This is a genomic window from Actinobacillus vicugnae, assembly GCF_901687125.1.
In the GTDB taxonomy this organism is placed as follows: Bacteria; Pseudomonadota; Gammaproteobacteria; order Enterobacterales; family Pasteurellaceae; genus Actinobacillus; species Actinobacillus vicugnae.
In genome coordinates, this window is record NZ_CABFJY010000011.1 from 1 (window position 1) to 18,335 (window position 18,335).

Consider the following 18,335-nt stretch of genomic DNA (forward strand, 5'->3'; position numbering starts at 1 on the left):
CGTTATCCAAAATCGTTGAAAACGCAGGACTTGGATTAAAACTCGCCAGCTCTAATTCTAAACGAAATAACTGTGAAAGCCCTTCTTTTAACACAAAACTCACTACATCAAATTCCGTCTCGCCATTAACCTTGAGGCTGTAGCGGTAATTGGATTGTACATTCATGTTTTTATCCGTCCAAATTTCAAATAAAAAATGCTGCAAAGTCAATTTATTAGCAATAAAAATTGTTGACTTTTGAAAATAGATGGCATTTTAGCACAGTAATATAATCATATTAAATATTGAGAAAGATAAAAAATTGCGGCGTAATGGACAGATCAGCAACTATTTTATCCATTACACCTTGTTTTATCGTTTCAGATTAGATATCTAACTGTGCGTACAACGCATTGCTTTCAATAAAGTCTCGACGAGGTTCAACTTCATCACCCATTAAGGTGCTAAATAATTTATCCGCTGCAATTGCATCTGTGATATTTACTTGTAACATCTTACGTGCAACAGGATCCATCGTAGTTTCCCATAATTGCTCTGGGTTCATCTCACCTAATCCTTTATAACGTTGGATAGTTAAACCTTTACGAGATTCACGCACTAACCAATCTAACGCTTCAGCAAAACTGGTTACTGATTGGCGACGCTCACCACGCATTACATAAGCCGTCGGTGATAATAAATCATTCAATTCATTACCTAATGCAGTGATTTTGCCGTATTCATTGCTATTGATAAAGTTGAAATCAAAGCGATAAGTAATATCCATGCCGTGGGTTGTTACCACAATTTCTGGCTCATACACTTGACGTTCAGTATTAAACAATACTTCACTACGATAGAAACTACCACCCGTTTCTTTTTCCATTAATTTCGCAACAAATTCGTTATTCCAAGCGGTCACTTTGGCTTGATCTTTTGCAAATTCAGCCGATAACGCAGGGCTATAAATTAACTCGTTTAATAGTGCAACTGGGTAACGACGGCTTAAACGATCAAATAATTTTTGCACGCCATTATATTGTGCAATTAAATTCTCAAGAGCTATACCACTTAACGCAGGAGCATCTGCACTCACATACAAACCAGCGCCTTCTAACGCAATATCAATTTCATATTGAGACATTTCATCGTTATCTTGAATATAGCGCTCTTGTTTACCTTTTTTCACTTTATAAAGAGGTGGTTGAGCAATATAAATATAGCCATTTTCGATCAATTCTGGCATTTGACGATAGAAGAAGGTCAATAATAACGTACGAATATGCGCACCATCTACGTCCGCATCGGTCATGATAATGATTTTGTGATAACGTAATTTTTCAATATTATAATCATCTCGACCAATCCCCGTACCTAATGCAGTAATTAAGGTTGCGACTTCTTGTGAAGAAAGCATTTTGTCGAAACGGGCTTTTTCTACGTTTAAAATTTTACCTTTTAACGGCAAAATCGCTTGATTTTTACGATCACGACCTTGTTTTGCCGAACCACCTGCAGAGTCCCCCTCCACTAAGTAAAGCTCAGATAACGCAGGGTCTTTTTCTTGGCAGTCTGCTAATTTACCTGGTAAACCGCCTAAATCTAACGCTCCTTTACGGCGTGTCATTTCACGCGCTTTACGAGCAGCTTCACGCGCACGTGCTGCATCAATAATTTTAGTCACGATATTTTTCGCATCATCTGGGTTTTCAGCTAAATATTCAGCTAGCGCTTCATTCATTGAGCTTTCCACTGCACCACGTACTTCGGAAGAAACTAATTTATCTTTAGTTTGTGATGAAAATTTCGGATCTGGCACTTTCACTGAAATCACCGCCACTAAACCTTCACGAGCGTCATCACCTGAAGCATCAATATTGGCGTCCGCTTTTTTCACCACACCGCTGTTATCCATATAGTTTTTTAACGCACGGGTTAATGCACCACGGAAGCCCGCTAAGTGTGTACCGCCATCACGTTGCGGAATATTATTAGTAAAGCAGTAAACGTTTTCGTTATAACTGTCGTTCCACTGTAATGAAACTTCTACGCCAATGCCGTCTTTCTCAGTTGAAAGATAGAATGGCGTATTATGAATATGGGTTTTGCCTTCGTTTAAATATTCAACGTAGGCTTTAATACCACCTTCATATTTGAAATGCTCTTCTTTGCCATCACGCTCATCCACTAAACGGATTGATACACCTGAGTTTAAAAATGAAAGCTCACGCAAACGTTTAGAAAGAATCTTATATTCAAATTCAGTTTTATTTTTGAAAATATCTAAACTAGGCCAAAAGCGTACCATTGTACCTGTTTTGTCGGTATCACCAATGATCGTCAATGGTGCATCTGGCTCACCTAAACTATAAAATTGCTCGTGTACATGACCTTCACGGCGAATCGTTAATTGCAATTTTGAAGAAAGCGCATTTACGACCGATACACCCACGCCATGTAAACCACCCGATACTTTATATGAGTTATCATCAAATTTACCGCCTGCGTGTAATACTGTCATAATTACTTCCGCTGCCGATACCCCCTCTTCTGGGTGAATACCCACTGGAATACCACGACCGTCATCTTGTACAGAAACTGAATTATCTGAATGGATGGTTACAATAATATCTTTACAGTGCCCTGCTAACGCTTCATCAATTGCATTATCCACAACCTCAAACACCATATGGTGTAAACCTGTGCCGTCATCGGTATCACCGATATACATACCAGGGCGTTTACGTACCGCATCTAAGCCACGTAAGACTTTAATGCTCGAAGAATCATAACTATTTGTTTGATTTTGTTCAGACATTCGTTATTCCTATAGTTTATGAAATGAAAAAAGCTCAATTTCTTATCAAGAAATTTAAAGCCAAAAAATTGTAAGAATTATAGCAGAAAAATGCAGAAAAGTATTGAAAACAAGCGGTTAAAAAACGGGAAAAATTTGTAAATGAGAAGAAATAATCGAAGTAAAGTCGCGAATGTGTATCACAAAAAAACGGCTAACTTTTCTAGTAAAAAATTCAGAAAAGTTAACCGCTGGTGATTCAGTTTTAACTACATATAAATGCCAACTAAAATTGCAAAAAACACCCCTAAACCAAAATAATGATTATTTAAAAATGCCTTAAAACATTGTTCTCTTACTCGTTGTTTAGTGAGCCAGCATTGATAGCTAAATAAGGTTGCACTCAAACCGAGTAGTAAAAAATAGCCCCAATGGTATTCACGACCCCAACCAAATACAACTAACAGAACTAATGCGATAAATTGCAATAAGGCGATGATTTTATTGTCATATTGCGCAAATAAAATCGCTGTGGATTTTACTCCAATGCGCAGATCATCAGCACGATCTACCATTGCATATTGGGTATCGTAAGCCACCGTCCAAAAGATATTGGCAAAAAACAGTAGCCAACACTCCAGTGGAAGCGATTCGCTCACCGCAGCATATGCCATTGGAATAGCCCAGCCAAACGCCATACCTAACACCACTTGCGGTAAATGAGTAAAACGTTTCATAAAAGGGTAAATAATCGCTAACGCCACCGCCACAAAAGAGAGCAAAAATGCATATTGATTGAGTAACAAATCCAACAAAAATGCGATACATATCAATAATGCAAACAGTATTTTTGCTTCTGTGGTGGTAACGCGTCCTGTTGCTAGCGGACGCTGTGAGGTACGCTTTACTTCGCCATCAATATGGCGATCGGCGTAATCATTAATCACACAGCCCGCAGCTCTCATCACAATAACTCCCAGCACAAAAATAATTAACACCGAGAACGGTGGTATTCCGTCTGCCGCAGCAAATAACGCCCAAAGGGTTGGATGAAGTAAAAGTAAAGTTCCGATTGGCTTGTCAAAGCGCATTAACTGCGCATAAGCCCACCATTTATTCCGAGAAAAATGTTGTTGAAAAAATGTTGTCATTCATTACCACAGATTTGCACTGCTACTTTGGTTGATACTAAACGTTGTTGCAATTCTAACGGTAATGGCAAATCTGTAAACAAATAATTTACTTCTGCAATATCACCTAAACGCACAATCGCACTACGGCTGAATTTTGAATGATCGGTGACCAAAACAACTTGGCGAGAACTTTGCATTAACGCACGTTTTACTTGCACTTCGTGATAATCATAATCCAACATTGAACCGTCACTATCAATCGCGCTGATACCTAAAATGCCAAAATCCAAACGAAACTGGCTAATAAAATTTACAGTGGCTTCGCCAATCAAACCGCCGTCAGTACGCAAATTACCGCCTGCAACTGTAATATGGAAATCTTCTTTTTGCATTAAGATATATGCGGCGTTTAGGTTGTTCGTCACAATCCGTAAATTTTTGTGGGACAACAATGCATACGCCACCGCTTCAGATGTTGTCCCGATATCTAAAAAGAGCGAAGCACCATTTGGGATCATTGCCGCCACATGGCGTGCAATCGCATTTTTCTGCTCTGAGAAGAATTGCTTGCGCTCGGTATAATCACTATTCTCACTATTCGACGGCATACCTGCTCCGCCATGGTGACGGCGAATAAGGTTTTTTTCCGCTAATTCATTTAAATCTCGACGGATCGTTTGAGAACTTACATTTAATTGAGTAACTAGTTCTTCCGTACTGATGTAGCCGAGCTGATTAACCAATTCAATAATTTTGTTGTGGCGAATAGATTGTTTCATTTGCGTATTCCTTCTGCAAAGTTTTTAACAAAAATGACCGCTTGTAAGCGGTCATTTTTCAGCTGAATTTTACAATTTTTCTACAAGCTCTACCGCATAACCAATGTAACTTGCTGGTGTCATTTCTTTTAAACGCTCTTTTTCTGACTCTGGGATTTCCAGTTTTTCAATAAACTCACGCATTGCACCTGCATCTACTCGTTTACCACGCGTGAGTTCTTTAAGTTTTTCGTATGGTTTTTCAATACCGTAACGGCGCATTACCGTTTGGATCGGCTCTGCCAATACTTCCCAGTTTTGATTTAACTCATCATGTAAATGCTGTTCATTTACTTCTAATTTGCTTACGCCTTTTAAAGTTGCCGCATAAGCAATTAAACAATAACCTAAACCAACACCTAAATTACGTAATACAGTTGAGTCGGTAAGGTCACGTTGCCAACGAGAAATCGGTAATTTTTGACCTAAGTGATTCATCACTGCATTGGCTAAACCTAAATTACCTTCTGAGTTTTCAAAATCAATCGGATTCACTTTATGCGGCATGGTTGATGAACCAATTTCACCTGCAATAGTGCGTTGTTTGAAGTGATTTAATGCGATATAACCCCACATATCGCGATCAAAATCAATCAAAATTGTATTAAAGCGTGCAACACAATCAAAAAACTCTGCAATGTAGTCATGCGGTTCAATTTGGGTTGTGTACGGATTCCAAGTAATGCCTAGCGATTCAATAAACTCTTGGCTGAAAGTGTGCCAATCTACATCAGGATACGCAGATAAATGAGCGTTGTAGTTACCTACTGCACCATTGATTTTAGCGAGGATCTCTAAGTTTTCGAGTTGTTTATATTGACGTTGTAAACGGTATGCCACGTTTGCCATTTCTTTACCAATAGTGGTTGGACTTGCAGGCTGACCGTGTGTACGAGAAAGTAATGGAATACGTTGATAACGTTTTGCCAGTTCTACCACAGCATCAATTACTTTTTTCCATTCTGGTAATAACACTTCTTCACGAGCAGTTTTTAACATTAAAGCATGTGAAGTATTGTTAATATCTTCCGAAGTACAAGCAAAATGAATAAATTCGTTCACCGCTTGCAATTCAGGCAACGCTTCGCATTTTTCTTTTAAGAAATATTCCACCGCTTTTACATCGTGGTTAGTGGTACGTTCAATCGTTTTAATACGATTTGCATCTTCAATTGAGAAATTTGCCACGATCTGATCTAAGTAATCGTTTGCTTTTTCAGAAAAGGCTGGAACTTCTGTAATTTGTGTCTGAGAAGCCAATTTTTGTAACCAACGCACTTCCACTGTTACGCGGAATTTTAATAAGCCAAATTCACTAAAAATTGGGCGTAACGCAATGGCTTTGTCGTGGTAACGGCCATCAATTGGGGATAATGCTGTTAAAGCGGTAAGTTCCATTGTTTTCTCCAAATAAATAACGGTTCGGAACACCATCCTCCATGAAGGAGAATGTGTTTAAAGACTTTTATAAAACTGTTGTGCTTGATTAAGAATCTTTTTACGGGAAAATAAAAATTGCCAGCGACTACCGCCGACTTGTTGCCATAAAATACCAGCGCGAATCCCCGCTAATAAACTTGCTCGGATTTTTTGTTGAATGTCTGGGCGTACTAAATAGTCTTGCAAACCCAATACATGAATTTTTGAACCAAGTGGGCTAATTACATCACTGTAAATCGCAGCCAAATTAGCGATCATTTGATCTGCCATAATATCATTTTCATAGAGTGGTAATTGGCGTTCAATTTGTTGTAAACGCTCCGCTAATTTTGCTTTGGCTTCAGGGCTTTTATTTAACTTTTGGCTTAACGCAAGCACGTTAATCCAATAACGCCCAATTTCGGTATCTAATTTACCGTTTGTGCTTCCCATTTGTGCTTGTGCGGTTTCCAAACCTGATTTTAAATGACTAATTTGATTGCCGAATACCGCCAATGCTGATTCTGGCTGAGTGATTAATAAGCTTTTAATTGAGTGGCTAAAAACATCTCGATTTGCATTGCCTTGATGTGCAAATTGTTGAACTAAACTAACCGCTTGGCAAACACCAGCAAAGGCAATAGTAATATCGTGATAATTGGTAGACATAAAATGAAATAATTAAGCAAAATCAAACTGAAAATTGTTCTTGAATATAACACTTTTTCGCTTATTTTTGAATAATAAAAGCAAATAAATTTATCTCATAAAACTAATAAAGGCGCCAACGTAACCGTTTGCGCCCTTGTCCAGCTAGGATAAAATTAGTTTATAAACGCCCCGTTATCCATTCGATATACTTTATCAAATTTATCCAATCCATGGAGGCGGTGTGTAATCATCAACAAGGTTTTATCCTGACAATGATTTAAAATAAGCGTCAAAATTTGTTGCTCGGTTTCACGATCTAAGCCTTCTGTTGGCTCATCTAGCAAGACTAATTCTGCTTTGCTTACTAATAAACGTGCTAAGCCCAAACGGCGTTGTTCACCGCCAGAAAGCGGACGACCGCCCTCACCTAGCCATAAATTTAGCCCTTGCTCCTCTAATAAATAAGCTAACCCCACTTGTGCTAATACACGTTCTAATTGTGTATCCGTAGCCTGTTGATTCCCCAACAACAAGTTATCACGTAAGCTGCTGTTAAAAATATGTACTCGCTGACTTAAAGTTACTATGTGCTGGCGCAAGGTTACTTCCGAATAATCAGCAATGTTGCAAGAATTTAAACAAATTTGACCGCTTGTTGGCGCGTAATTACGATTAATTAATTGGAAAATCGTGCTTTTCCCACTGCCCGTTTTACCTAAAATAGCCACTTTCTGCCCCGCAAATACCTCAAACGAAATCGTATGTAACACGGGCTCCTGACGATTTGGATAGTTAAACGTCACAGCCTCAAATTGGACAAGCGGTCGATTTTCTACAACTTTTTGCCAATTATCGTTAGTGCCAAATACAACTAACGGTTGCTGTTCAGTAATTTCATTTAGGCGTTCTGCCGCCGTAATTACTTGTCCTAAATGCAAAAAGGCTAAGCCAATTGGCATTAAAATCTCACCTGATGCCATCACACAAAATACCACAAGTGCAATCAGTGCTTCTGGATAATCGGCTGAAGGCAGATTAATTGCGGTTGAGGCAAGATAAATCACCACGCACAATAAAAGCCCATTCGAAAAAATCAATAATGCATTAGATAAACCTGTTAATTGGCTTTCCTTACTTTGTGCCGTTAGCCATTCATTTTCGGTTTGAGTGAGTTTTCGGCTTGCTTGTTGCACCACTCCAAACAATAAAAATTCAGCGTGCATTTGAATCCATTCAATAAATTGGCTACGATAATTCGCTCGCGCTTGTACTACTTTCTCACCCGATTTGCGTCCTAAACGATAAAATAATGCAGGGAAAATTAATAGCAATCCACTAAGCGATCCGCAAATCACTAGCGCAAGTAATGGCGAAACAAAAGATAAACCAACTGCCATAAACGCAATCAGCATGATTGCACTCACAAATGGCGAAATCAGATTTAAATAAAGTGTATCAAGCGTATCAACATCTGCGACTAAACGGTTAAGCAATTCGCTATTTCTAAAGCGATTTAAACCGCTTGGGCTAATCGGAATCAATTTACGAAACACGTTAACACGTAAATTTGCCAATACTCTAAATGTTGCATCATGAGTGACCAAACGTTCAAAATAACGAGAAATCGTACGCCCAATCGCTAAGCCTCGTACACCAGACGATGGGTAAAAGAAATTAAAAATAATTGCCGATCCTGCTAAAAACGAAGCCGATAAAAACCAGCCTGATAGGCTTAATAAACCAATACTTGCCGTTAAGCTGGTAATCGCTAATACAACACCAAGCAACAAATGCCCTAAATGGGAGCGATAAAGAGAAAGAAAAGGAAAAATAGATTTCATGTATCACCTAGTGTTGTTGTAATTCTGCAAAATAACCTTCTTTTTCGAGTGCTTCAAAGCTTCCTTTTTGTACGATCTCGCCTTGTTTCATCACCCAAATTTCATCACATTGTTTAAGATCTTCAATGCGATGCGTGATCATCAATGTAGTTTGCGTTTGGCTTAAATGTTGTAGTGCATTTAATACTTCTTGCTCTGATTGCATATCTAAGCTAGCGGTTGGTTCATCTAGCAATAGCAATTCATAATCACGCAATAATGCTCGCGCAATCGCAATACGTTGTGCCTGACCACCAGAAATACCCGCATTGGCATCTTGCACCTGACTGTCCAAGCCCAAACGATACACAAATTCATCCGCTTTTGATAACGCCAATGCTTGTTTTAACTCCGCTTCGCTCGCATGAGGGTTGCCTAATAAAATATTTTCACGCAATGAGCCTTTAATCAATTGTGGATTCTGCCCAACCCAAGCTAGCTTTTGGCGATATTGCACCAAATTTAGCTCTCGTAATTCGACGCCATTTACCGTTACCGAGCCTTGATAAGGCAAAAAGCCTAATAACATATTCATCAACGATGTTTTACCTGCCCCACTTTGCCCCACCAATGCAATATGTTGGCGAGAAGCAAGGCTAAAGTTTAGTGGTTTGGTTAAAGCTTTACCTTGTGGTGAAAGGATCACGCAGTCGTTTGCCAAAATCTCAAGCGGTCGATTTTGCAGATCTTTTTGCAAATCGTTTTGTGTTTGAGTAATCGGTTGATTTAAAAAGGCTTCAATACCATCTGCTGCGCCAATCGCTGCCGCTTTATCGTGGTAAAACACACCTAGTTCACGTAGAGGTTGATAAAATTCAGGCGCAAGCATTAAGCAGAAGAAGCCAATAAATAAACTGACGCCTGTGCCGTAATAGCCAAAGTCTAATTCACCTAAATAGATAAAACCAAAATACACTGCCATTACTGCAATCGAAATGGCAGTAAAAAATTCCAATACCGCAGACGATAGAAATGCCATTTTCAACACATCCATCGTACTTAAACGAAACGCTTCGGTACTTTGATAAATTTGTTCAGTTTGTTTTTCTGCCTGACCAAATAAACGAATGGTTTCAAGTCCTCTTAGTTTATCTAAAAATTGACCGCTAATACGAGAAAGCACGCCAATATTACGCTGATTTGCCTCCACGGCTTTAATACCTGCCAGTGCCATAAACACGGGCAATAATGGCAATGTTATAAATAAAATCAAACCTGCTGCCCAGTTAATCGGAAACACAAAGCACAAAATAATCAGCGGCACGCACAGCGATAAAAATTGTTGCGGTAAATAACGTGCATAGAAATTATGTAGGTTTTCAACTTGCTCAAGCATCAATGTCGCCCAGCTTCCTGCTGGTTTTTGCTGAATGCCCATTGGCCCAATTTCTGCTAACTTTGCCATAATTTGCTCACGCAAATGCAAACGAAGGATTTGTCCTGCTTTAAAACCTGTACGTTCTCTTAGCCAAGTGAGTAATGCCCGCCCACTAAAACACCCTAATAGCAGACCTAGTTCCGTTAAAAACGTATTCGGGCTTTGGTGCGCAATAATCATTTTATGTAACATCGAAGCCAAAAGAGCCATTTGTCCAATCACTAAAACTGCGGTTAAGCTCCCAAATAATACATTGAGGTACATCCATTTTTTAATTATTTTTTGTTGCCCTCGAAGCCATTTTTGCAACTGTTTTTGTCGTTGTTTTTCCATTTTTGATTAATTTCTATTGAGATAACACATTGAATTAAATTGAATTTTATCATGTTATCCACCATTATTGGGCAGAATTTATAGAAAAATGTTAGCGAGTTTTTGTAATAATTCATCACTCGGGTTAGCAGGGCTTGCACTTGGAATAATGACACCTAAATGAACATACATAAAATAAAAAAAGGGCTTTCGCCCTTTTTGGTTTGAACCACTATTATAAATTAGCGATGTATTATTAATCGGTTTTCTCGCTAACCACCACGGGTTCAAATTCCGCTTTTTTAAGGAAGTTTTGTTCCCTAAAATTGATTGGAAAATGGCAAGCGAATTCATGTTGTTTGAATTTACGTAATGGCGGTTTTTGAATACATTTTTTCTGAGCAAACGGGCAACGAGGACCTAAACGGCAGCCAATTGGCATATTTTGCAACATCGGAACCGTGCCTTTTAAAGTGTTTAAATGACTTTTAAATGCGAGCGGTTGTGAAAAGTCTGGAATGCTATTCAATAATACCGAAGTATAAGGGTGGTAAGGCGCTTCCATAATCGTTTCTTTACTCCCGATTTCAACGGTTTGTCCGCAATACAGCACATTAAATGAATCAACCCATTTATGAATACTACGAATATCATTTGCAACCAATAAAATTGAAGTACCGAGATTTTTATTCATACTCGATAATAAACGATAAATTTGTAATTGAGTGGTTGGTTCCAACGTGTGAGTAGGTTCATCCGCCACTAATAAGCGAGGTTGATTTGCGACTGCCATCGCGATAATCACTTTTTGGGCTTCACCCTCTGTAATATCAAATGGATAACTTTGCATAATAGTCTTGTGATCACGAATCCCAACGCGATGTAACAATTCAATCGCTTTTTTCTTTTTCCAACCAAACCATTGCCACCATTTGCCTTTAAAATTAATCGTTTGAGTTAATTGTTCACCAATACTGCGACTTGGATCTAGACTGGAACGAGGGTCTTGGAAAATCATTGAAATTTGCTCCCCCACTACTTTCCTGCGTTGTGCGGGTGAAAGTTTTAGTAATTCCACATCATTAAAGCGAAAGCGATCTGCAGTTACGATCCATTCATCTTTCATCACACCGCAAATAACTTTTGCAATTAAACTTTTACCTGAACCCGATTCGCCAACTAAACCGCAAACTTCCCCCTCATCAAGAGTGAGATTAATATTATCTACCATTTTTACTCGACCATTTGGTGTATCAATTTCGATACTTAAATGGCGAATATCTAATAAAGCCATAATCTATTCCAACTAATAACGATATTTTTCTAATACACGGCTGATACCGTTACCTAGCATACTAATAATTAAAATTACCAAAATAATTGCCATTCCAGGCAAAATAACTGTCCAAGGTGCTAAATAAATTAATTCCAATGAATCTTTAATCATTGCACCCCATTCAGGCGTTGGATTTTGAGCACCAAGTCCAATAAAACTCAGTGCGCTAATATCAAGCACTGCAATCATAAAAATATGCGTAGCCTCTTTTACGGCAACTGAAGTTAAATTAGGCAATACCACTTCTTTAATCAAATCCCAACGAGTTGCCCCATCTAAACGTAAAGTAATCACATATTCGCGTTTAAGTTCTTGTTCGGTCGCTTGATAAATTTTATGGATAAAATGCGGTAACATAGCTAATGAAATTGCCAACATCGCATTGATCAGACTCGCATCCATCAACGTTGCAATAATAATCGCAATAATTAAAATCGGGATAAATAAGAACGTGTCGAATAAATGCCCAATAAAAGAAAATGATTTACGGCTTGTGCCAGCCAGTATGCCAATGATGCCACCAATCAAGCCAATCGAAACTGTAATTACCAGCGCAGAACCCACCGTATAATAAAAGCCATACAGCATACGGCTGAAAATATCGCGCCCTAAATCATCCGTTCCAAAAAAATGGCTAATTTGCCCCTTGTCATCCCAAGATGGAGGCATGAGCTCTGCACCAATAAATTGCGAATCCGCATGATACGGTGCAATTAAGTAGCCAAAGAAAACCAACAACAATAGTGCGGTAAACAGGTATAAACTTGTTAACGTTAATTTATCTTTACGCAATTGAAACAGAAATTGTTTGAAATAATCCGATTCTCTAAACTGTTCTGGCTCTTCTCTATTTAACATACCAATCCTTTTTCTGCGAGGGGTCTAATATCGTCGTAATCAAACTAACTAACATATCCATTAGCAATACAAACAAACCAATTGCCACAACGCCCGCTGAAATTGCATTATAGTCTTGCGCTGAAAGTGCATTAATTAGCCATAAGCCAATGCCGCCCCAGCTAAATACATTTTCAATCAACATTGAGAAAGCAAACACAAGTGTAAAATTACGCGCACTCATTGGAATCAATGCAGGCAAAGTATTATGCAAAATATGTGTACGCCAGATTTTAAACGGAGACCAACCACGGGTTTGTGCCACTTTAATATAGTTTTGCTTCATCACATATTCCGCACGTTGACGGGTAAAACGAATCACTTCTAAAGTAGCAGGTACAGATAAAATCAACGCAGGTAGCGCCAAATGATGTAGCACACTTTGCATCATTTTCAATTTATAAGGCGAATCTGCTAAAAAAATATCCAATAGACGAAAACCAGTCACCGAAGAAATTTCATAAATCGGATGTAATTCTCCCACGGCGGCAATTGCCCATTGATTACTCGAGGCATAATAAAGTACGACAATCGCCAGCCAAAACACTGGCATAGCCAAACTAAGTGACCCTAACGTTGCCAACGCTTTACCCGCAAAATGATCGCGAAATGCTGCTGAAAACAACCCTAACGGCAAGCCAAGCACTAATGAAACAACCGAGGCCGCTATACATAACGAAATGGTCGCTGGAAATACATTTAAAATTTGATCGGCAATTACCTCGCCACTAATATAACTGATTCCAAAATCCCCTTGCATCAGCCCGCTAACATAACTGACATACGCCTCTACTCCCTGTAAATCCAAAAAGTGATTCAGCGGATCTCTTAATAAAATGTTGTAGCTGATCAAGGTTAAAATAAACAAAGTGATCAGGGTTAAAAATAAGCGTCTAACTAAAGCTAATAACACGGTTATTTCTCTTCATACTTTAATTTTAAATCTGCCAAACGAACCTGTCCGAACGGCGTAACTTGCGCATTTTCAATTCGAGGATTAACCAACAACACTCGATTCCCATTCACCAATGGCAACACGGGTAATTGCTGCTCTAAAATCTTTTGCGCTAAGCGATATAACAACTGGCGAACATAGGCTAACTCGCTTCCCTTCGCCAATTCTAATAAGCGGTCGAATTCTGGATTACACCAATTGGCTAAATTGGTTAATTCATTTTTAGAACGGCAAGCAAGAATTGGCGATAAAAACGCATTTGGATCCAAATTATTTGCTAACCAGCCTGTTAAAATCAGATCGTAATCTGCTTTCCCCGCCTCGGCAAACTGCGCAACATAAGCTCGGCTTACAGGTTTAATATCCAGCTCAATGCCAATTTTAGCTAAATCTGCACGAATCAGCTCCGCCATTTTATGTGGATGCAAATTGTAAACCCGATTTTCATCTAGCACCCACAGTTGCAAGCGGTCAGATTTCTCTGATTTTTTACCTGTCAAATCTGCTCCTGAAAATGGGTAGCTATTATAATTTTTGATGGGATACAACGTAGGAGGAAGCACATTTTGTGCTACTTGTGCTGCATCATAAAACAAAATATCTGCGATACGTTTACGGTTAATTGCCTGTGCAATTTTGTGTCTAAATTGCAGATCCTGCATTTTTGCTTTTTGCGTGTTAAACGCTAAAAATGCCAAATTAGCGCCTAAATTCTCAACAACCTCATCTTTATGCACAACTGAACGTTGGCTTGGTTCAGGCAATGCCACTACATCGCACTCTCGGTTTAAGTATTTGGCAATACGTCCTGCACTGTTGGTGGACATATCTACGACCATATTCGGGATTTGTGCTTTTTTACCCCAATATTTGCTATGCGGTTTTAATCGAATATATTCATTGGCGACATAATCATTTAGCTGATAAACGCCCGTGCCAATCGGTAATAAATCAAGTTGCGCAAGGTTTTCATCTGCATTTAATTGTAAAGCATATTCTTTCGATAAAATCACTGCATATTGGCTCGCTAAATGCGCCAGCACTGAATTATCCGCTTCAATTAAATGAATCTGAACCGTATAGTTATTTGGTGCAGTAATTTTTTTGATTTTATTTTTGAGCGCCACACTTTCAAAATATGGGTAATGCGCTAAGTTTGCTTTAAATTGGTAAGCATAATATTGATTTTGCTGAAACTGCGCGCGCCCACCTTCGTTAAAATCCAATGCAGGCAATTCTTCCACATAACCAATAATACGGTTAAGCGAAAACACGACGTCTTCCGCATTAAAATAACGGGTTGGTGTAAACCACGAAGTTGTATGAAAGGAAACTTTACGACGCAAATTTAACGTAATCACTTTACCATCTTCGCTAATCGTAAAATGCTCCGCTAATGCAGGTTTTAGTGAATTAGATTTAATGTCAAACTCAAATAATTTGTCGTAAATTTGCTCGGTGACGACATTCATATTTGCCCCGATATCCGCTTTTTGCGGATTAAAAGAAGCACCTAACCCCCCCGTGCAATAAACTAGGCTTTCATTACGCAATTCTTTTGGAATGCTAGGGGCAGAAAAAGCGGTCGAATTTAAGCCCAAAATTGTAAAAATTACGCCAAATTTTACCGCTTTGCCAATAAAAGGTTTTATCTTGATATACATTGCTATTTACTAATTCCGTAAGCTCTTAATTTATTTGCCACTGCTGTGTGAGAAATCCCCAAACGTTGAGCTAGTTTACGAGTACTTGGATATTGTGCATAAAATTTGCGTAATAAAGTCGCTTCAAAATTATTCACCAATTCTTCCAAGCTCTCACCATTATCCAAAATTTGAAATTCATCTGATTTTGGCTGATGAGTAGGTAAATTTAAATCTTTTACGGCTAAACGATAGCTATGTGCTAAAGTACAAGCTCGATAAATAGCATTGTATAACTCACGCAAGTTACCAGGCCAATGATAAGCCTTCAACGCTTGTAAAAATTCATCATCATATTCCAGCTTACTAATGCCTAGCTGCTCGCTAATTTGTGCAATAAATCGGTCTGCAAGCAATGATAGATCAGCATGGCGTTCTCGTAATGGCGGTAAATCTAGCGTTAACACATTTAAGCGGTGATATAAATCTTCACGCACTTTGCCTTCTGCAACAAATAATGAAAGCGCTTTTTGAGAGGTACAAATAACACGCACATCCACATGAATTTCTTTATCTTCGCCGACGCGGCGAAATGATCCATCATTTAAGAAACGCAATAATTTTGCCTGCATTTCAAGCGATAATTCTGCAATAGAATCCAGTAATACCGTGCCACCATTAGCATATTCAAAAAAACCAATATTTTCTTTACCACTACCACGATGTCCAAACATTTCCGTTTCAGCTTCATCTGGTGGAAGTCCTGCGCAATTCACAGCAATAAATTTATGTGAACGACGATCACTTAACTCATGACAAGCTTTGGCAAATACATCTTTTCCCGTGCCGGTTTCCCCTTGGATTAATAATGGCGCATCTAATAATGCAAATTTTTTCGCTTGGGCAACAACTGCTTTCATATTGTCACTTTCAGCAATCAACTGTGCAAAACCAGTGCTGTGTTCAGTAAATTCTACTTTTTGCACAGCTGCAAGCGGTCGGATTTCAGCCAAAATTTGCATTTGTTGCGTTTCTGACAACAAATCGAATTTAGCTTGAATTCCTGATTCCGTGAAAGTGATATTTTGAATAGATTGATTTTGTTTTGCTGCAAAATGCATTAAAGTTTCTGCAACCGTTAGTTTTTCTGTACATTCAATCAATAACTGCATAAGAAAGTCGCCTTGTATTCACTGGAATTGACTAATAATTATCGCTAATCATACTCTTAAAAAGCTATTTTGGAAACTTTTGTTTACAATTCCCCTAGAAAAATTCAGCGCATTGTTATTTACTTTACAGCCACAATCCCCTACACTTTTGCGAACTTCGCCCTGTGGTTCATCACTCCAAGTAGGCGATTATGTTTACCAATTTTATAAGGGACTTTTTATGTACTTAGCACAAATTAAAGCAGAACTACAAGAAGCTGCAGACCTACTCGACAAATTCATGAATGATGAAAATAATATCAAACTCATTCAAGAAGCAGCACTATTAATCTCAAACAGCTTTAAGCAAGGCGGTAAAGTGTTATCTTGCGGTAATGGTGGATCGCACTGCGATGCGATGCATTTTGCCGAGGAATTAACAGGTCGCTACCGTGAAAATCGCCCTGGCTATCCAGCAATTGCAATTTCTGACGTAAGCCACTTAAGTTGCGTAAGTAACGATTTTGGTTATGAATATGTGTTCTCTCGCTATTTAGAAGCAGTTGGTCAAAAAGGCGATGTATTATTCGGCTTATCAACCTCTGGTAATTCTAAAAACGTATTGAATGCGATTAAAGTTGCAAAAGAAAAAGGCATGAAAGTAATTGCAATGACGGGGAAAGATGGTGGTCAAATGGCGGGGCTTGCCGATGTTGAAATCCGTGTTCCGCACTTCCGCTACGCAGATCGTACCCAAGAAATTCATATTAAAGTGATTCATATTTTGATGATGTTAATTGAATTTGAAATGGCAAAACAAGCGTAATTTCAATCGTTAAAAAGGCGTTCAGACGAGCGCCTTTTCTCTTGCTACGAGAGGTTAAATTTCATACTTTCTGCAAACCGACCAAGTCTATATCGGTGTTAATTAAGATCGGTTTTCTCAATCATTTTATAAGGCACTCTTAGCACACGATCTTTTAATTGCCATTCAGTTCCTACATCCGCAGGTTTACCTTTGGCTAAATTAGCACTAAATGCCATAATGGCTTTACTTTGGCTAATCCAATCGTTCTGAATTGTACCTGCAAGCGCGCCTATTTTAATTAAATTAAGCGCTGCTGGAATGCCATCAATGCCATAAATTGGTATCAATTTACCCTGTGCTGCGGTTGCTTCTGACGCACCAATTGCCATCGCATCATTATTGGCAATAATCACTTCAATTTGTTCTTTGTGTGGTGTAGCAAACCATGCACTGACTTTTTCTTTTGCTAGCTCCGTTCTCCATTGTGCGGATTCCAATGCCAACATTTGCGAACCTGTAACAAGTTGTTCTAGGTGTTGAGCCACCACTCTGGTTCTTAGCTCTGCATCGGGATGCCCATTTTCTCCTTTTAGAATTGCATATTGAATTTGTCCATCTTTATTAAGATCATATTGGGGATTAGCTTTCCACTGTTTTACTACCATTTCAGCTTGTAATTTGGCAATTTCAGTTGCATCTGTACCGACATAGTAAACATTATCGTAACTTTCTAACGCCTGACGTCCTGGATCTTTATTAAATAGAATAATTGGCACATTACGATCAATTGCCTTGCCCACCACAGTACGCCACGCATTTTGATCGACTAAATTGACCGCTAGCACTTTCACTTTTTGCTCAAGTAAAGCTTCAACTTGATTGTTTTGTACAAATTGAGAATTTTGCGCATCATTCATTAATAACGAAAGCTGTTGTTGATTAGCATGCTTTTCTAGTTCTCCTTTCATCAAATAAATAAAGTTATCGTCGTAGCGATAAAGTGTTACTCCTACTTTATCTTGCGCCAAACTTGCATTTGCAATACCGATACCTAAACTTGCGATTAGAGAATAAATCATCATATTTCTCATAATATGCTCCCATTCTTTATCTTATGGCATTAAAAGGATTGGCTTGATACTACACCGATTAACCTATAAATAATGTGAAGCAGTTC

General features: G+C 38.6%; 14 protein-coding genes. 1 reads left to right on the plus strand and 13 read right to left on the minus strand.

Translation table 11 applies throughout. The features are described from left to right. Positions 1-365: 365 nt before the first annotated feature. From gyrB to F8M47_RS03160, 12 genes are all read right to left on the minus strand, one after another. Positions 366-2,798, minus strand: coding sequence for a DNA topoisomerase (ATP-hydrolyzing) subunit B (gene gyrB, locus F8M47_RS03105; RefSeq protein ID WP_150538755.1), 2,433 nt, complete (start codon positions 2,796-2,798; stop codon positions 366-368). A 248-nt stretch (positions 2,799-3,046) separates the two neighbouring features. Beyond that, a complete protein-coding gene (gene ubiA / locus F8M47_RS03110) occupies positions 3,047-3,928 on the minus strand; it encodes a 4-hydroxybenzoate octaprenyltransferase (protein ID WP_150538756.1) in 882 nt (293 codons plus the stop codon). Next, positions 3,925-4,689, minus strand: a complete 765-nt coding sequence (locus tag F8M47_RS03115) for a DeoR/GlpR family transcriptional regulator (protein WP_150538757.1) — start codon at positions 4,687-4,689, stop codon at positions 3,925-3,927. Before F8M47_RS03115 ends, ubiA begins: the two co-directional genes overlap by 4 nt. A gap of 69 nt (positions 4,690-4,758) precedes the next feature. Continuing rightward, positions 4,759-6,126, minus strand: a complete 1,368-nt coding sequence (gene purB, locus F8M47_RS03120) for an adenylosuccinate lyase (protein ID WP_150538758.1) — start codon at positions 6,124-6,126, stop codon at positions 4,759-4,761. Between the two features lie 57 nt (positions 6,127-6,183). Then, positions 6,184-6,816, minus strand: coding sequence for a high frequency lysogenization protein HflD (hflD, locus tag F8M47_RS03125; protein WP_150538759.1), 633 nt, complete (start codon positions 6,814-6,816; stop codon positions 6,184-6,186). A 155-nt stretch (positions 6,817-6,971) separates the two neighbouring features. After that, positions 6,972-8,639 (minus strand): heme ABC transporter ATP-binding protein/permease CydC, encoded by a 1,668-nt coding sequence (gene cydC, locus F8M47_RS03130; protein ID WP_150538760.1) that lies wholly within the window; start codon positions 8,637-8,639, stop codon positions 6,972-6,974. A 7-nt stretch (positions 8,640-8,646) separates the two neighbouring features. Next, the gene (gene cydD / locus F8M47_RS03135; RefSeq protein WP_150538761.1) at positions 8,647-10,389 is read right to left on the minus strand and encodes a heme ABC transporter permease/ATP-binding protein CydD; all 1,743 of its coding nucleotides are present in this window, start codon (positions 10,387-10,389) and stop codon (positions 8,647-8,649) included. 235 nt (positions 10,390-10,624) lie between these two features. Continuing rightward, positions 10,625-11,662 (minus strand): peptide ABC transporter ATP-binding protein, encoded by a 1,038-nt coding sequence (locus F8M47_RS03140; RefSeq protein WP_150538762.1) that lies wholly within the window; start codon positions 11,660-11,662, stop codon positions 10,625-10,627. Between the two features lie 12 nt (positions 11,663-11,674). After that, entirely contained in the window at positions 11,675-12,562 is an 888-nt protein-coding gene (locus tag F8M47_RS03145) for an ABC transporter permease subunit (RefSeq protein WP_150538763.1), read from the minus strand. Further along, positions 12,552-13,514: an ABC transporter permease gene (locus tag F8M47_RS03150; RefSeq protein WP_150538764.1), complete on the minus strand. Its 963-nt coding sequence runs from the start codon at positions 13,512-13,514 to the stop codon at positions 12,552-12,554. The genes F8M47_RS03145 and F8M47_RS03150 overlap by 11 nt, the downstream gene beginning before the upstream one ends. A 2-nt stretch (positions 13,515-13,516) precedes the next feature. Continuing rightward, positions 13,517-15,220, minus strand: a complete 1,704-nt coding sequence (locus F8M47_RS03155; protein WP_425292558.1) for an ABC transporter substrate-binding protein — start codon at positions 15,218-15,220, stop codon at positions 13,517-13,519. Positions 15,221-15,222: 2 nt separating this feature from the next. Beyond that, positions 15,223-16,371, minus strand: a complete 1,149-nt coding sequence (locus tag F8M47_RS03160) for a sigma 54-interacting transcriptional regulator (protein WP_150538765.1) — start codon at positions 16,369-16,371, stop codon at positions 15,223-15,225. Positions 16,372-16,591: 220 nt separating this feature from the next. On the opposite strand from F8M47_RS03160, the gene lpcA reads away from it, so the two are divergent. After that, positions 16,592-17,176, plus strand: coding sequence for a D-sedoheptulose 7-phosphate isomerase (gene lpcA, locus F8M47_RS03165; RefSeq protein WP_150538766.1), 585 nt, complete (start codon positions 16,592-16,594; stop codon positions 17,174-17,176). A gap of 98 nt (positions 17,177-17,274) precedes the next feature. Here the strand turns inward: lpcA and F8M47_RS03170 are convergent, their stop codons facing one another. Further along, complete coding sequence (locus F8M47_RS03170) at positions 17,275-18,249, minus strand: substrate-binding domain-containing protein (protein ID WP_150538767.1); 975 nt, start codon at positions 18,247-18,249, stop codon at positions 17,275-17,277. Positions 18,250-18,335: the final 86 nt, after the last annotated feature.

What these genes read in the sequence shown, in the direction of transcription:
- F8M47_RS03115 (WP_150538757.1), bottom strand. Translation starts at nt 4,689, where the DNA reads ATGAAACAATCTATTCGCCACAACAAAATTATTGAATTGGTTAATCAG.
- gyrB (WP_150538755.1), bottom strand. Translation starts at nt 2,798, where the DNA reads ATGTCTGAACAAAATCAAACAAATAGTTATGATTCTTCGAGCATTAAA.
- F8M47_RS03140 (WP_150538762.1), bottom strand. Translation starts at nt 11,662, where the DNA reads ATGGCTTTATTAGATATTCGCCATTTAAGTATCGAAATTGATACACCA.
- cydD (WP_150538761.1), bottom strand. Translation starts at nt 10,389, where the DNA reads ATGGAAAAACAACGACAAAAACAGTTGCAAAAATGGCTTCGAGGGCAA.
- hflD (WP_150538759.1), bottom strand. Translation starts at nt 6,816, where the DNA reads ATGTCTACCAATTATCACGATATTACTATTGCCTTTGCTGGTGTTTGC.
- F8M47_RS03160 (WP_150538765.1), bottom strand. Translation starts at nt 16,371, where the DNA reads ATGCAGTTATTGATTGAATGTACAGAAAAACTAACGGTTGCAGAAACT.
- F8M47_RS03155 (WP_425292558.1), bottom strand. Translation starts at nt 15,220, where the DNA reads ATGTATATCAAGATAAAACCTTTTATTGGCAAAGCGGTAAAATTTGGC.
- F8M47_RS03170 (WP_150538767.1), bottom strand. Translation starts at nt 18,249, where the DNA reads ATGAGAAATATGATGATTTATTCTCTAATCGCAAGTTTAGGTATCGGT.
- F8M47_RS03145 (WP_150538763.1), bottom strand. Translation starts at nt 12,562, where the DNA reads ATGTTAAATAGAGAAGAGCCAGAACAGTTTAGAGAATCGGATTATTTC.
- lpcA (WP_150538766.1), top strand. Translation starts at nt 16,592, where the DNA reads ATGTACTTAGCACAAATTAAAGCAGAACTACAAGAAGCTGCAGACCTA.
- cydC (WP_150538760.1), bottom strand. Translation starts at nt 8,639, where the DNA reads ATGAAATCTATTTTTCCTTTTCTTTCTCTTTATCGCTCCCATTTAGGG.
- ubiA (WP_150538756.1), bottom strand. Translation starts at nt 3,928, where the DNA reads ATGACAACATTTTTTCAACAACATTTTTCTCGGAATAAATGGTGGGCT.
- purB (WP_150538758.1), bottom strand. Translation starts at nt 6,126, where the DNA reads ATGGAACTTACCGCTTTAACAGCATTATCCCCAATTGATGGCCGTTAC.